This is a genomic window from Bosea beijingensis, from assembly GCF_030758975.1.
Taxonomy (GTDB): domain Bacteria; phylum Pseudomonadota; class Alphaproteobacteria; order Rhizobiales; family Beijerinckiaceae; genus Allobosea; species Allobosea beijingensis.
Window position 1 is genome coordinate 2,468,008 of the sequence record NZ_CP132359.1, and the last position, 15,138, is coordinate 2,483,145.

The 15,138-nt window shown below is 67.7% G+C and carries 16 protein-coding genes; all 16 read left to right on the forward strand.

Going from position 1 to position 15,138, the window contains the following annotated elements; translation table 11 throughout:
* Positions 1-65 precede the first annotated feature (65 nt).
* The 16 genes from hslV (at position 66) to Q9235_RS11950 (ending at position 15,094) form a co-directional block, all read left to right on the forward strand.
* Positions 66-635, forward strand: a complete 570-nt coding sequence (hslV, locus tag Q9235_RS11875) for an ATP-dependent protease subunit HslV (RefSeq protein ID WP_306227462.1) — start codon at positions 66-68, stop codon at positions 633-635.
* On the forward strand, positions 632-1,174 hold the full coding sequence (locus tag Q9235_RS11880) for a GNAT family N-acetyltransferase (protein WP_306227464.1): 543 nt from the start codon (positions 632-634) through the stop codon (positions 1,172-1,174). Before hslV ends, Q9235_RS11880 begins: the two co-directional genes overlap by 4 nt.
* Positions 1,171-2,481, forward strand: a complete 1,311-nt coding sequence (gene hslU / locus Q9235_RS11885; protein ID WP_306227466.1) for an ATP-dependent protease ATPase subunit HslU — start codon at positions 1,171-1,173, stop codon at positions 2,479-2,481. The genes Q9235_RS11880 and hslU overlap by 4 nt, the downstream gene beginning before the upstream one ends.
* Positions 2,481-4,052, forward strand: coding sequence for a murein biosynthesis integral membrane protein MurJ (murJ, locus tag Q9235_RS11890; protein WP_306227468.1), 1,572 nt, complete (start codon positions 2,481-2,483; stop codon positions 4,050-4,052). The genes hslU and murJ overlap by 1 nt, the downstream gene beginning before the upstream one ends.
* A gap of 46 nt (positions 4,053-4,098) precedes the next feature.
* A complete protein-coding gene (gene trpS, locus Q9235_RS11895; protein WP_306227469.1) occupies positions 4,099-5,148 on the forward strand; it encodes a tryptophan--tRNA ligase in 1,050 nt (349 codons plus the stop codon).
* 73 nt (positions 5,149-5,221) lie between these two features.
* Positions 5,222-5,716 (forward strand): universal stress protein, encoded by a 495-nt coding sequence (locus Q9235_RS11900; RefSeq protein ID WP_306227470.1) that lies wholly within the window; start codon positions 5,222-5,224, stop codon positions 5,714-5,716.
* Positions 5,717-5,819: 103 nt separating this feature from the next.
* Positions 5,820-6,380: a NifU family protein gene (locus tag Q9235_RS11905; RefSeq protein ID WP_173043174.1), complete on the forward strand. Its 561-nt coding sequence runs from the start codon at positions 5,820-5,822 to the stop codon at positions 6,378-6,380.
* Between the two features lie 55 nt (positions 6,381-6,435).
* The gene (gene tsaB, locus Q9235_RS11910) at positions 6,436-7,122 is read left to right on the forward strand and encodes a tRNA (adenosine(37)-N6)-threonylcarbamoyltransferase complex dimerization subunit type 1 TsaB (protein ID WP_306227471.1); all 687 of its coding nucleotides are present in this window, start codon (positions 6,436-6,438) and stop codon (positions 7,120-7,122) included.
* 53 nt (positions 7,123-7,175) lie between these two features.
* Complete coding sequence (locus Q9235_RS11915; RefSeq protein WP_306227472.1) at positions 7,176-7,673, forward strand: GNAT family N-acetyltransferase; 498 nt, start codon at positions 7,176-7,178, stop codon at positions 7,671-7,673.
* Between the two features lie 81 nt (positions 7,674-7,754).
* Positions 7,755-8,555 carry a lysophospholipid acyltransferase family protein gene (locus Q9235_RS11920; protein ID WP_306227474.1) on the forward strand — a complete coding sequence of 267 codons (801 nt, stop codon included), beginning with the start codon at positions 7,755-7,757 and terminating at the stop codon, positions 8,553-8,555.
* Positions 8,556-8,661: 106 nt separating this feature from the next.
* Positions 8,662-10,032, forward strand: coding sequence for a tRNA (N6-isopentenyl adenosine(37)-C2)-methylthiotransferase MiaB (gene miaB / locus Q9235_RS11925; protein WP_306227477.1), 1,371 nt, complete (start codon positions 8,662-8,664; stop codon positions 10,030-10,032).
* Between the two features lie 171 nt (positions 10,033-10,203).
* Entirely contained in the window at positions 10,204-11,388 is a 1,185-nt protein-coding gene (locus tag Q9235_RS11930) for a PhoH family protein (RefSeq protein WP_422678322.1), read from the forward strand.
* Positions 11,385-11,957, forward strand: a complete 573-nt coding sequence (gene ybeY, locus Q9235_RS11935) for an rRNA maturation RNase YbeY (RefSeq protein WP_306227479.1) — start codon at positions 11,385-11,387, stop codon at positions 11,955-11,957. The genes Q9235_RS11930 and ybeY overlap by 4 nt, the downstream gene beginning before the upstream one ends.
* Before the next feature lie 12 nt (positions 11,958-11,969).
* Positions 11,970-12,959 (forward strand): hemolysin family protein, encoded by a 990-nt coding sequence (locus Q9235_RS11940; protein WP_306227481.1) that lies wholly within the window; start codon positions 11,970-11,972, stop codon positions 12,957-12,959.
* Positions 12,959-14,554, forward strand: coding sequence for an apolipoprotein N-acyltransferase (lnt, locus tag Q9235_RS11945; protein ID WP_306227484.1), 1,596 nt, complete (start codon positions 12,959-12,961; stop codon positions 14,552-14,554). The genes Q9235_RS11940 and lnt overlap by 1 nt, the downstream gene beginning before the upstream one ends.
* A 126-nt stretch (positions 14,555-14,680) precedes the next feature.
* A complete protein-coding gene (locus Q9235_RS11950) occupies positions 14,681-15,094 on the forward strand; it encodes a helix-turn-helix domain-containing protein (protein ID WP_199086518.1) in 414 nt (137 codons plus the stop codon).
* The last annotated feature ends 44 nt before the right edge of the window (positions 15,095-15,138 follow it).

The window sequence follows — 15,138 nt, forward strand, 5'->3', positions numbered from 1 at the left end:
AGCGGCCTCGCCTCAACATGTTTGGCATCATCCGCCGCCCCGTCTCGATCCCGGTTCATCATCTCATGTCCGAAAACAGCAATGCCCCCGTGATGCACGCCACCACCATCCTGATGGTGCGCAAGGGCGGGCGTGTCGTCATCGGCGGCGACGGCCAGGTCTCGCTCGGCCAGACCATCATGAAGGGCAATGCCCGCAAGGTCCGCCGCCTCGCCAAGGGCGAGGTGATCGCGGGCTTCGCCGGCGCCACCGCCGATGCCTTCACCCTGTTCGAGCGCCTCGAGAAGAAGCTCGAGCAATACCCGACGCAGCTTCTGCGTGCCTGCGTCGAGCTCGCCAAGGACTGGCGCACCGACCGCTATCTGCGCCGGCTGGAGGCGATGCTGCTCGTCGCCGACAAGGAGGTCTCGCTGCTGATCTCGGGCACCGGCGACGTGCTGGAGCCGGAAGCGAGCGAGCACGGCGCGGTGATGGCGATCGGCTCGGGCGGCAATTACGCCCTCTCGGCGGCGCGCGCCCTGATCGATGTCGAGCCGGATGCCGAGGCGATCGTGCGCAAGGCGATGAAGATCGCCGGCGACATCTGCGTCTACACCAACCATTCGCTCGTCATCGAGACGTTGGAGGCGGCGTGACGCATCGCGATCACGGCGAGATCGACTTCCGGCCGGTCGAGCGGGGTGATTATGCGCTGCTCGCCGATTGGCTGTGCCGCCCCCATTGGCAGGAATGGTGGGGCGAGCCGGAGACCGAGCTCGGCTATGTCCGCGACATGGTCGAAGGTCGCGACCTGACCTGCAGGCCCTTTTTGTTCACCGTGGCGGGCAGCCCTGCAGGCTACATCCAGTTCTGGCACGTCGCGCCGCATCAGCGTCCCGAGTGGGCGAACGACAACCCTTGGCTGATGCAGTTGCCGGCCACGGCGGTCGGCGTGGATCTGTCGCTGGCCGATGGCGACCGGCTTGGTCGAGGCATCGGCTCTGCCGTGCTGCGCCGCTTCTGCGAGCGGCTCTGGTCTCAGGGCTATCGTACCATCGTCATCGATCCCGATCCCGGGAACGGACGCGCGGTCGCAGCCTATCGCAAGGCCGGTTTCCGGCCGATGCCGGAGGTCACGAGCGCCGCCGACGCCGCTCTCATCATGCAGTTTCACTCGGACAAGCCAGCATCATGACTTCTTTTTCCCCTCGCGAGATCGTCTCCGAACTCGACCGTTTCATCGTCGGCCAGAAGGACGCCAAGCGCGCCGTCGCCATCGCCCTGCGCAATCGCTGGCGCCGCCAGCAGCTCGAAGGGCCGCTGCGCGAGGAGGTTTCGCCGAAGAACATCCTGATGATCGGGCCGACCGGCTGCGGCAAGACCGAGATCGCGCGGCGCCTTGCCAAGCTGGCGAACGCGCCCTTCCTGAAGGTCGAGGCGACCAAGTTCACCGAGGTCGGCTATGTCGGCCGCGACGTCGAATCGATCGTGCGCGACCTGCTGGAGGTCGCGATCGCTCTGGTGCGCGAGAGCCGGCGCAAGGACGTCCAGGCCAAGGCCCATGTCGCGGCCGAGGAGCGCGTGCTGGATGCCCTCGTCGGCGCCAATTCCAGCCAGGCGACGCGCGACTCCTTCCGCCGCAAGCTGCGCGCCAACGAACTCGACGACAAGGAGATCGAGGTCGAGGTCGCGGCAGGTAGCGGCGCATCCGCGCCGATGTTCGAGGTCCCCGGCATGCCCGGCGCCTCGATCGGCGCGATCAACCTCTCCGACATGCTCGGCAAGGCCTTCGGCCAGAAGGGCAAGCCCAAGCGCGTCCTGGTCAAGGATGCCTACCAGCCGCTGCTCGCCGAGGAGAGCGACAAGCTGATCGACCAGGATGCGATCATCCAGGCCGCGATCCGCGAGGTCGAGGAGAACGGCATCGTCTTCCTCGACGAGATCGACAAGATCTGCGCCCGCGAGGGCAAGGGCGGTGCCGATGTCTCGCGCGAGGGCGTGCAACGCGATCTGCTGCCGCTGATCGAGGGCACGACGGTTGCGACCAAGCACGGCGCCGTGAAGAGCGACCATATCCTCTTCATCGCGTCCGGCGCCTTCCATGTCTCACGGCCCTCAGACCTGCTGCCGGAATTGCAGGGCCGCCTGCCGATCCGCGTCGAGCTCAACCCGCTCGACATCGAGGATTTCAAGCGCATCCTGACGGAGACGGAAGCGAGCCTGATCAAGCAGTCGGTGGCGCTGATGGCGACCGAAGAAGTCAGCGTGACCTTCACGCCCGACGCTATCGACGCCATCGCCCGTATCGCCGTCGAGGTGAATTCCACGGTCGAGAATATCGGCGCCCGCCGCCTCCAGACCGTGATCGAGCGCATCCTGGACGAAATCTCCTTCACGGCGCCGGACCGCTCGGGCGAGGCTGTGACCATCGATGCGGCCTATGTTGAAGCCCGCATCGGCGACCTCGCCAAGAACGCCGACCTGAGCCGGTTTATCCTCTGATGGAGAAGCCGGCGGCATCAGCGCCGGATTCTTCCCGTCTCGCCCGTGATTCCGCCGTCGTCGGCGCGGCAACGATCGCTTCGCGCCTGCTTGGCTTCGCCCGCGATGTGCTGATCGCGAGGCTGCTTGGCGGCGGGCCCGTTGCCGACGCGTTCCTGGCGGCCTTACGCCTGCCCAATCTCGTCCGGCGCGTGCTGGGCGAGGGCGGGCTCAACGCGCCATTCGTGCCGCTCTATCTCGCGATCAAGGGCGAGCGCGGTGAGGCGGCGGCGCGCGGCTTTGCCGGGGAGGCCGCCGGGCAGATCGGCCTGCTGCTGCTGGTACTCGTCGGATTGGGTGAGTTGTTCGCGCCCTGGCTGGTGCTCGGCCTCGCCGGCGGCTTCGCGGATGCGCCGGAAACCCTGGCGCTGGCTTCGTCCTACACCCGGCTGATGCTGCCTTTTCTGTTCCTAACCACGCTCGCCGCCATGCTGGCGGCGCTGCTCAATGCCGAAAAACGCTTCGCCGTCGCGGCATTGGCCCCGGCGCTGATGAATGCGATCCTGCTGGCCGTGCTCCTGCTGCTGCATGCGAAGGGCGCGCAGCCGGAGACGGGCGCGCGCTGGCTCGCGCTCTGCACCAGCCTCACCGGCCTTGCCCATCTCGTCATGATCCTCGTGGCGCTGCGCGGCCCCGGCTTGCCCCGCCCCGGCCTGCGCTGGTCGCCGGACATGACGCGGCTCGTCCGCACCGGCGGCGCGACCTTGCTCGCCGCGTCCGCCGCGCAGCTCGTCCTGCTGGTCGCGACGCAGATCGCCTCGACCGGCCCGGGGGCCGTCGCCGCGCTCTATTATGCCGACCGCGTCTTCCAGCTCCCGCTCGGCTTCGTCGGCGTCGCGATGGGCACCGTCGTGCTCTCCGACATGGCGCTGGCGGCGAATCGCGAAGGGCCTGACGCCATGCTCGGGCAGGCTCTGGCGCTGGGCCTTGCACTCGCCCTGCCGGCCGCGACCGCACTCGTCGCGCTGGCCGATCCGATCGTCTCGGTGCTGTTCGAACATGGCCGCTTCGGTGCCGCCGATCGCGCACGCACGGCTGTTGCGCTTGCCGCCTTCGGCTACGGCTTGCCTTTCGCCATCGCCGCAAAGGTCTTCGGCCAGGTCTATTTCGCGCGCCGGTCGCCGCGCCTGCCGCTGATCTCCGGCGGCCTGGCAGTTTTGATCGCTGCCCTCGTCGGCTTCTGCCTGGCGGATGAAAGCAATGCGGCGGGGATGGCGGCGCTGGCCGCGACCTTCGCCTTCGTGGCGCAGGCCTGCCTGCTCGGCGTGGCGCTGCTGCGCGACCGTATCTGGCGCCCGAGCCTCAATAGCTTGCGGCCGATCGCGGCCAGCCTCGCTGCCAGTGCGATCATGCTCGCCGTGCTGGAGCTGCTGTTCCGGTCGCTGAGTGGGCTACTGGCCTTCGATCAACCCGCGCTGTACCGGGTCGGGGCGCTCGGCCTGCTCTGCCTTGGAGGGCTCGCGAGCTATGGTGCGGCGGGCTGGGCGCTGGGTGCCTTTGGCGCTCTCCCCTTGCGCAAGCGGCGGGGTTGAGCCAGAAGCGCCGCTTCCCTTCTCCATCGTGACGACGGAGTGCCCCATGTCGGGTTTTCATCAGCGCGTATTTTCAGGCATGCAGCCGACCTCGACGCTGCATCTCGGCAATTATCTGGGCGCGCTGACCAACTGGGTCGCGATGCAGAAGACGCATGAGTGCATCTATTGCGTCGTCGACATGCACGCGATCACGATGTGGCAGGACCCGGCCGATCTGAAGCGCGCCATTCGTGAGGTCACCGCCGCCTATATCGCCGCTGGCGTCGATCCGAAGACGAGCATCATCTTCAACCAGAGCCAGGTGCGGGGCCATGCCGAGCTTGCCTGGGTGTTCAACTGCGTCGCCCGCCTCGGCTGGCTGAACCGCATGACCCAGTTCAAGGAAAAGGCCGGCAAGGACCGCGAGAACGCTTCGGTGGGCTTGTATGCCTATCCGAACCTGATGGCGGCCGACATCCTGCTCTACAAGGCGACGCATGTGCCTGTCGGCGAGGACCAGAAGCAGCATCTGGAGCTGACCCGCGACATTGCCCAGAAGTTCAACAATGATTTCGGGCCGCAGATCGCCGAGCTCGGCCTCGGCGCGGGCGAGCTCGGTTTCTTCCCGCAGCCCGAGCCGATGATCCAGGGCCCGGCGCCGCGCGTGATGAGCCTGCGCGACGGCACCAAGAAGATGTCGAAATCCGATGCATCCGACTATTCGCGCATCAACCTGACCGATGATGCCGAGGCGATCGCCCAGAAGATCCGCAAGGCCAAGACCGATCCCGAGGCGCTGCCCTCCGAGGAGAAGGGTCTTGAAGGCCGGCCCGAGGCCGAGAATCTCGTCGGCATCTATGCCGGCCTCTCCGGCTCGTCGAAGGACGCGGTGCTCAAGCAGTTTGGCGGCGGCCAGTTCTCCGGCTTCAAGGCGGCGCTGGTCGATCTCGCGGTCGAGAAGCTCGCGCCGATCGCCGGCGAGATGCGCCGTCTGCTGGCCGACCCGAAGCATATCGACGCTATCCTCGGTCAGGGCGCCGACCGGGCCGATGCGATCGCGGCGCCGATCATGCGCGAGGTCAAGGACATCGTCGGCTTCGTTCGGAGCCGGTGACGCTAGGTGGACTTGCGCCGGGGTGCCGGCGCAGGCCACCATACCCGTCCCTGAAGCGGCGGCAGGACAATTCATGGTCAAGAGACGGCGGTCCTACGAGACGGGCCATCGCCCGAAGTTCCTCGCCGTGGTCGATGGCAGCGAGGAATGCGCCAAGGCGATTCGCTTCGCCGCGCGCCGCTGCGCCCGTGTCGGCGCGGCGATCGTCCTGCTTGGCGTCGCTACCCCGCCCGAGCACGAGACCTGGCTCGGTGTCGGTGAAGTCATGCAGGCCGAAGCCGAGGCCGAGGCCGAGAAGCGCCTCGAAACCGCAGCAGCAGCGGTGCGGGCGCTGGCCGGGCTCGAACCCGAGATGGTCGTGCGCGTCGGCAACAAGGCCGACGAACTCGTGAAGCTGATCGAGGAGGACGAGGATATCTCGCTGCTCGTGCTCGCAGCCGGGACGAGCAGCAAGGGCCCCGGCCCGCTCGTCAGCGCGCTCGCCGGCAAATCCTCGGCGAGCTTCCCGATCCCCGTCGCCATCGTGCCCGGGCATCTGGAGGACGAGGAGATCGACGCCCTCGCCTGAAGGCGGCGGCTTGCGATTCCATTCCGCTGGAATGATTCCAGCCGGCAGCCTATATCGGAGCCAGGAACGGCGACCTTGAATCGCCGGTACCGGAGGCAAGTCCATGTTCATCCAGACCGAAGCCACGCCGAATCCGGCGACACTCAAGTTTCTTCCCGGCCGCGCTGTCATGCCCGACGGCACGCTCGACCTGCGCGACGTTACCGACGCCGAGCGCTCCCCGCTGGCGCAGCGCCTGTTCGGCGTTTCCGGTGTTTCCGGCGTCTTCCTCGGCTCCGATTTCATCACCGTCACCAAGTCGGACGGTGAATGGCCGCATCTGAAGCCCGCGATCCTCGGCGCCATCATGGAGCATTTCATGTCGGGCGCTCCGGTCCTGGCAGCCGGCTCGGCCGCCGATGTGATCGAGGAGGGCGAGTTCTTCGATCCCGCCGATGCGCAGACCGTCGAGACGATCAAGGACCTGCTCGAAACCCGCATCCGCCCGGCGGTTGCCGGCGATGGCGGCGACATCACCTTCCGCGGCTATCGCGACGGCACGGTCTATCTGGCGATGAAGGGCTCCTGCTCGGGCTGCCCCTCCTCGACCGCGACGCTGAAGCACGGCATCCAGAACCTGCTGCGCCACTTCCTGCCGGATGTGCGCGAAGTCGAAGCCGTCTGAGCGAAACGGAACTGTTGGTGACGATGAGCCGGGTGTTTCGCGGAATGACAGCCTGATGCGCATTCTCGCGATCGATACCGCGCTCGGCGCCTGCTCGGCCTGCGTGCTGGACACGGCCGACATGGTGAAGCCCCTGGCGATCGAGCAGATCGCCATGGATCGCGGCCATGCCGAAGCGCTGATGCCGCTGGTCGAGCGCGTCATGAAGGATGTCGAGGGCGGCTTCGGTTCGCTCTCGCGCGTCGCCGTGACGGTCGGACCCGGCAGCTATACGGGTCTGCGGGTCGGCGTCAGTGCGGCGCGTGCCATCGCCTTCGCGGCGGGCATCCCGGCGGTGGGCGTCACCACTGTCGCAGCCTTCGCCGCGCCCCTGATCGGACGTGAATCAGGCCGGGTCATCGCCGCCGCGCTCGATGCCAAGCATGGTCAGGTCTGGTTTCAGGCCCTGACGGCCGAGGGCAAACCGCTGGTCTCGCTCCGGCAGGTCAGCTATCGCGACGCGGCCCGGGCCATCGGCGCAGGCCCTGTCAGCCTCGTCGGCTCCTCGGCGCTCGCCGTCGCCAACGAAGCCTGGGCGATCGGCCTCGACGCGCTGGTGATCGACGATGCCAAGGCGCCCGATATCGCCTGGGTCGCCCGGCTCGGCTTCATCGCCGATCCCGAGAGCGCGCCGCCCCGGCCGCTCTACCTGAAGGCGCCCGAGACGACGCCACAGGACAAAGCCCGCCTGCCGCGCCGGTGAGCGCATCCCCCAAATGGTGGTTGCCCCTTCGTCAGTCTGTGCGAACAGGCGGCATGGATTGGCTACGCAGACTGCTTCACCCTGATTCGGCCCCGCCGCGCACGATGCGGCTCGATGCCGGCCATGCCTTGCAGGTCGCGACGCTGCATCATCAGGGCGGCTTCGCGCGTGGCTGGGAGCCGGCCGAATGCGCGGCGCTGATCGCCGATGCGGCTGTCGTGGCCGATGGCGTCTTCAGCGGCGGCGGACACCATCCCGAGGGTTTCGTGATCTCCCGCAAGGCTGCCGACGAGGCGGAGATCCTGAGCATCGTCGTCGCGCCCGCCCGCCGTCGCGACGGTTTCGGCCGCGCGCTGCTCGCCGCCCATCTCGCCCGGCTGGCCGAGGAGGGTGCGAACCACGTCTTCCTCGAGGTCGAGGAGGGCAATCTGCCGGCGGAGCGGCTCTACCGCCATTTCGGCTTCCGCGAGGTCGGAAGGCGCAAGGGCTATTACCCCAAGCCGGACGGCACGCGCGCCACCGCGATCGCGATGCGGCTCGATCTCGCGTGACAAGCCGGCGCAATCGCGCCATTGACGGCATTCCATTCCCCGCGAGACCGCCGCCCCGCCGATGACCGGACCCGCCTCAGCATGAACGGCCTCCGCTTCGGTGCGCTCGCCCGTGTGGTGATGCTGTGCATGGGCACGCTCGGGCTCGTCCTCGCCCAGCTCGTCGTCATGCGGGTCATGCCGTCGCGTCGCGGCGCCTTGCCGCTGCGCTTCCACCGCCTGACCTGCTGGTGCCTCGGCGTGCGCAGGCGGGTGCGGGGCGCGCCGCCGCCGGCCGGAACCGGGGCGCTCATCGTGTCCAACCACGTCTCCTGGCTCGATATCGGCGTGATCGGCGCCGAGCGCGAACTCGCTTTCGTCGCCAAGAGCGAGGTCGGCCAATGGCCGGTGGTCGGCTTCCTCGCCAATCTCCAGCGCACGCTCTACATCGACCGGCAGCGCCGCAGTGCCACCGCAGGCATGGCCGCCACCATGGGCGCGCGCATCGCCAATGGCGAGGAAGTCGTGCTGTTCGCCGAGGGCACGACCGGCGACGGCACCCGCACCCTGCCCTTCCGCTCCTCCCTGCTCGGCGCCGCGCATCAGGCCATGGGCGATGCCACGGCGGATGTGACGGTCTATCCCCTGACCATCACCTATACCGGCTCGCAGGGCCTTCCGGGCGGGCGCATCGGGCGTGGAGCGCTCGCCTGGCATGGCGACACCGAGCTCTGGCCGCATCTGAAATATGTGCTGGGATGCGGCGCCGTCGATGTCGAGCTGGTCTGGGGCGAGCCGATCGTGATGGGCCGCGCCACCTCGCGCAAGGAGGCGACGCGGCTGGCCGAAGCGTCGGTGCGCAAGGCGCGCCAGCAGGCCGTCACCGGCCGGCTCGACGCCTGACGCCGTCTGGTCCGCTGCTTGCTTATGCTGTTCCTGCGTCCCGCAGCCGTTCCCAAGGCGTCCGATCCGCAGTAAAGGATGCGTTTTGGAGACCCGATCCGCACCGATGAAGAAAGTCCATATCAAGTCCTTCGGCTGCCAGATGAACGTCTATGACGGGCAGCGCATGGCCGATATCCTGAGCCACCAGGGCTATGAGGAGACGGCCACGCCGGAGGGCGCGGACCTGATTCTGCTCAATACCTGCCATATCCGCGATCGCGCGGTGCAGAAGGTCTATACGGAGCTCGGCAAGCTCCGCGACATCAAGAAGGCGCAAGGTGCGGAAGGCCAGGAGACGAAGATCGTCGTCGCCGGCTGCGTCGCCCAGGCCGAGGGCGGCGAGATCCAGCGCCGCCAGCCCGCAGTCGATCTCGTGGTCGGGCCGCAGGCCTATCATCGCCTGCCCGAATTGCTGGCGGAAGCCGGCAAGCGCCGCGTCGTCGATACCGACCTGCCGGTCGAGGACAAGTTCGGCTTCCTGCCGGCACCGAAGCGGCAGGCGATCCTGGCGCGCGGCGTTTCGGCCTTCGTCACGGTTCAGGAAGGCTGCGACAAGTTCTGCGCCTTCTGCGTCGTGCCCTATACGCGCGGCGCCGAGTTCTCCCGGCCGGTCGCGCAGATCATGGCCGAGGTCGAGCGTCTCGCTGAAGCCGGCGTGCGCGACGTCACCCTGATCGGCCAGAACGTCAACGCCTATCATGGCGAGGGGCCGGACGGCGCCGTCTGGAGCCTGGCGCGCCTGATGCATCGCGTCGCGGAGGTGCCGGGCATCGCCCGCATCCGCTATACGACCAGCCACCCCAGAGACATGGACCACGACTTGATCGCCGCCCATCGCGATCTGCCGCAGGTGATGCCCTTCCTGCATCTGCCGGTGCAGGCCGGTTCGGACCGCATCCTCGCCGCGATGAACCGCAAGCATACCGGCGACGAATATCGCCGCCTGATAGAACGTATCCGCGAGGCCCGGCCCGATATCGCGCTGTCCTCGGATTTCATCGTCGGCTTCCCCGGCGAGACCGATGCCGATTTCGAGGACACGATTCGCCTCGTCGACGAGATCGGCTTCGCCTCGAGCTATTCCTTCAATTATTCGCCGCGCCCCGGCACGCCGGCGGCCGATCTCGACGCGCAGATCCCGCGCGAAGTGATGAACGAGCGGCTTTATCGTCTGCAGGAGCGTATCGAGCACCATCGGCAGGCCTTCAACCGGGCCATGGTCGGACGGACGGTGGATGTCCTCCTGGAAAGAGTGGGACGCTATCCGGGACAGCTTGCCGGCAAGTCGCCCTATCTGCAGGCTGTGCAGATCGAGAGTGACGCGAATCAGATCGGCGATATCGTGCGGGTGGTGATCGAGAAGACGAGCACGAATTCCCTGTTCGGCCGGCTGGCGGAGCCGGGCGAGACCGATGGAAAGGGCCTGGCCGCTTGAGCGCGCCCGGTTTCATTCCCATCTCCAAGGGACGGGCGGCGGCCTGTCATCAGGCTGAAATCGTTGCGTCCGGTTATGCTGCGAGACGACCCGGCCGGGCGCTCATGCCCGGCTGGAACAGGCGCCGGGGCCGGACCATCGGCCATCCCGGCCCGAAGCGAGGCGACGCATTTGGCACAGGCTGATTCGACGCAAAGACCCGACCGGAACCCGCGGCGCGATCTGGCGCCCGCCCGCCCCGAGGGCGGTGTGCGCGAAAGCGCGGGCCGCGAAGGGCTGGCGGCGACGGAGGTCGTGCTCTCCTTCGACGACAACCGTCTCGCCAGCCTGGTCTTCGGCCAGTACGACCAGAACCTCGCCCATCTCGAGCGCCGGCTCGGCGTCGTGGTCAGCCCCAATGGCAACCACGTCACGGTGAAGGGCGCCCGCGAGACGGCCGAGCAGGCCGGGCGCGTGCTGAAGACGCTTTACGCCCGTGCCAAGGCCGGCGCGCCGGTCACGCTCGGCGAGGTCGACGGCGCGATCGAGGAAAGCAACGTGCAGCGCTCGCTCTTCCCGACGGCCGATGCCGGCAAGACCTCCTTCGATGCGGTCGTGACCCGCAAGCGCGGGCCCGTTCGCGCCCGCAATGCCGCGCAGGACGCCTATCTGCGCCAGCTCAAGCGCCACGAGCTCGTGCTCGCCGAGGGCCCGGCCGGCACCGGCAAGACCTGGCTCGCGGTCGGGCACGCGGTCTCGCTGATCGAGCAGGGCGTGGTCGAGCGCATGATCCTGTCGCGCCCGGCTGTCGAAGCCGGCGAGCGACTCGGCTTCCTGCCCGGCGACATGCGCGAGAAGGTCGATCCCTATCTGCGCCCGATCTACGACGCGCTGAACGACTTCATGGAGGCGCGCCATGTCGAGCGCGGCCTGCAGACCGGGATGATCGAGATCGCGCCACTCGCTTTCATGCGCGGCCGCACGCTCTCGAATGCCGTCGTTCTGCTCGACGAAGCGCAGAATGCCACCTCGATGCAGATGAAGATGTTCCTCACCCGCCTGGGCGAGGGCTCGCGCATGATCATCACCGGCGATCCCTCGCAGATCGACCTGCCTCCGGGCCAGCGCTCCGGCCTGGTCGAGGCGGTGAAGCTGCTCAAGGATGTCGATGGCGTCGGCTATGCCCGCTTCGAGGAAGGCGATGTCGTCAGGCATGAGCTGGTGCGACGCATCGTCATGGCCTATGAGAGCGCTGCGCGCCATGAGCGCGCGGAACGGGAAGAGCGCTTGCGCAATCCCGAGACGCCCCCGGATCTCAACCGGGAAGGCGACAGCGAAGGGCTGAAGCGGATGTTGGCGCGGGAGCGGCCGCGATGAACGATCGACCTCGCGGGCGGCGCCCGGCGCCGCCACCCGAGAAGACGTCTCCGGAGATCAATCTCGACGTCAGGGCGCAGTCCCGCCGCTGGCATGAGCTCGGCAAGCTGCCGAGCCTGCGTGCGCTGCTGAACGAGGCGCTGGACGCCGGCATCGCGGTATCCCCGCGAAAGCCCATGCCCGGCGCCGAGCTCAGCCTGCTGCTCACCGACGACAAGCGCATCCGCATCGTCAACCGCGACTGGCGCGGCTTCGACAAGGCGACGAACGTGCTGTCTTTCCCGGCTGCACCCCCGGAGCGCGTCGCGCAGAGCCCGCTGCTCGGCGACATCGTCATCGCCTATGAGACGGTGCTGCGCGAGGCGGAAGCCGAATCCAAGAGCGTGATGGACCATCTCCGCCATCTCGCGATTCACGGCCTGCTCCATATCCTCGGCGAGGATCACGAGACCGAGACTGAGGCGCGCCGCATGGAAGCGCTCGAAGTTGAAGCCCTCGCCCGCCTCGGTGTGGCCGATCCCTATGCCGGTGCCGAGCTCGTCACGGCGCCCGTTCCTTCTTCCGCGTAAGCCCCCACGATCATGAGCGACGACAGTCGACAATCCCAGCACGAAACCGCCGGCCGTGGCCTTGGCCACTGGCTCGGCCAATTCCTCGACCGGCTCGGCCTGCGCGGTGGCGGCACGGCCCGCGAGGAGATCGTCGAGGCTCTGGCCGAGGAGAATGGCGAACTTGCCGATCTCTCCACCCAGGAACGCGCGATGCTCAGCAATGTGCTAAGCCTGCGCGAGCGTCGCGTCGGCGACGTGATGATCCCGCGCGCCGACATCGTCGCCGTTCCGGCCGAGGCGACGCTGGACGAATTGCTGGCGCATTTCCGCACCGCCGGCCATTCGCGCCTGCCGGTCTTCGACGACACGCTCGATGATCCTCGCGGCATGGTCCATATCCGCGACTTCCTCGAATACATCGCCGAAAAGGCGCGCCCCGGGGAAAACGGCCCGCCGGACGAGAACGGCAAGCTCGCGATGCCGCACACTTTGTCCGCCGTCGAGCTTTCGACGCGCCTGTCCGAGACCAAGCTGCTGCGCCCCGTCCTGTACGTTCCGCCTTCGATGCCGGCGGTCGACCTTCTCGTCCGCATGCAGTCGACCCGCACCCATATCGCGCTGGTCATCGACGAGTATGGCGGGACCGACGGCCTCGTCTCGATCGAGGACCTGATCGAGATCGTCGTCGGCGATATCGAGGACGAGCACGATCTCGAGGAGACGCCGATCGTCCCGGCCGGCGAGAACCGCTTCACGGCGGATGCCCGCGCGACCCTGGCCGAACTGAAGGCGGCGACCGGCGTCGATCTCTCCGGCAACGAGGTCGCCGACGACATCGACACGCTGGGCGGCCTGATCGTCACGCTGGCGGGTCGTGTGCCGGCCCAGGGCGAGACCGTGAAGGGACCGGACGGACTCAGCTTCGAGATTCTCGATTCCGATCAGCGCCGCGTGAAGCTCCTGACCATCCATTGCCAGAGCGAGCCCGCGGCCGAAGAACCGGCGATGGAGCCGGGTTGATGGGGCTGGCACGGGTCGCGGAGGCCATCATCCTGGGTTGGGGTTGGCGGAAGCGCCTGATCGCGCTTGTCGCCGGCGCGAGCGGCGCGCTCGGCCTGCCGCCGTTCGATCTCTGGCCGCTCGTCGTCGTGCCGATGACCATCGCGGTCTGGCTGATCGACGGCGCCGTCGGCACCAGCGCCTGGCGCCGCTTCCGGGCCGCCTTCGCGGTCGGCTGGTGGTGGGGCTTCGGCTTCTTCCTCGCCGGCCTGTGGTGGCTCGGCGCCGCCTTTCTGGTCGAGGCCGACAAATTCGCCTGGGCGATGCCGCTCGGCGTCGTCGCCTTGCCGGCCTTCCTTGCCATCTTCCCGGCCTTCGCTTTCGGCTTCTCGCGCCTGGCCTGGCCCAAGGGCGCCGGGCGCATCCTCGTGCTCGCCGCCATGCTGGCGCTCAGCGAATGGCTGCGCGGCCATGTCCTGACCGGCTTCCCCTGGAACGTCTACGGCATGATGCTGGCCAGCGAGATCCATATCGCGCAGATCGCCTCGCTCATCGGTGTCTATGGCCTGACCCTGTTCGCCGTGGCGATCGGGGCGGCTCCGGCCGTGCTCGGGACGGCGCGGACGCCGGCAGGGCGCAACCTGCCGCTGCTCCTGGCACTCGCCGCATTGGCCGGCTTCTTCGCCTTCGGCTACTGGCGCGTGCCGGCCGCTCCCTCGCCGCTCGTGGCCGGGGTGAAGCTTCGGCTGATGCAGCCCAACCTGCCGCAGGACGCCAAGTTCAGCGGCAATAACGGTGCGGCGATCCTCGAACGCTATCTGGCCCTGAGCGACCGGGCGACCAGCCCGACCACGCCCGGCCTCCAGGGCATCACGCATCTGATCTGGCCGGAATCGGCCTTTCCCTTCCTGCTCGGCCGCACGCCCGGCGCCCTGTCGCGCATTGGGGCCGCGCTGCCGCCCGATGTGACGCTGATCACCGGGGCGGCGCGCGCCGGCGAGACGCTGCCCGGCGAAAGCCGGCCGCCGATCTACAATTCGATCCAGGTCGTCAGTGACGAGGGCGTCATCCTCGCCAGCTACGACAAGGTCCATCTCGTCCCCTTCGGCGAGTATCTGCCGCCCGTCCTGGATAGATTGCTCCGCGGTATCGGCCTGTCCCAGTTCGTCTCGATCCCCGGCGGCTTCGCGGCCGGAAGCGGCCGGACGCCGCTCGCGATCAAGGGTCTGCCGACGGCGGCGCCGCTGATCTGCTACGAGGCGGTGTTCCCGGGCGAGGTCGCCGCGCGCGGCCCGCGTGCCGGCTTCTTCCTGAACCTGACCAATGACGGCTGGTTCGGCCAGACCAGCGGTCCCTACCAGCATTTCGCCCAGGCGCGCCTGCGCAGCATCGAGGAAGGCCTGCCGCTGATACGCGCCGCCAATACCGGTATTTCAGCGGTGATCGATGCCTATGGCCGGACCATCGCGAGCCTGCCGCTCGGCGTGGAAGGCGTGCTGGATTTGGGCCTGCCGCAGGCCGGCCCCGTCACGCTCTATGCAAGGGCGGGGGACTTTGTTTTCGCCGGGCTTCTGCTTCTTTTTCTGGGGTTTTCCCGCTTACGTGCGCGCGAATGATCCCGATTGGAACTTTTTCGCGCGGGAGGGTGGATTAGCTGCGACGCCTATAATAAAGGGACGATTACCGCGCCGACCAGGATGGCGGCTCCTGGTCATGACACTGATGCCTAAGCAGGGTGAATCATGATCAAGAAAGTCCCCAATCCGATCGACAAGCATGTCGGCAGCCGCGTCCGCATGCGTCGGATGCTCGCTGGCGTCAGCCAGGAAAAACTGGGCGAGGCGCTCGGGCTGACCTTCCAGCAGGTGCAGAAATACGAGAAGGGCTCCAACCGCATCAGCGCGAGCCGCCTGCAGCAGATCGCCAAGATGCTCGATGTGCCCGTGTCCTTCTTCTTCGACGGCGCTCCGACCGGCGACATGCCCGAGACCGGCTTCGCCGATTCCGCTGCGACGACCTATATTTCCGAGTTCCTCGCCACCAGCGAAGGCGTCCAGCTCACCAAGGCCTTCACCCGGATCAAGAGCGGCCGGGTCCGCCGCCGGATCATCGATCTCGTCGAGGCTCTGGCCGAGGAAGACGCCGGAACGGCGTGATATCGCACTGGTTTCGTTCGATGTGACGAACGATCTTCCCGATA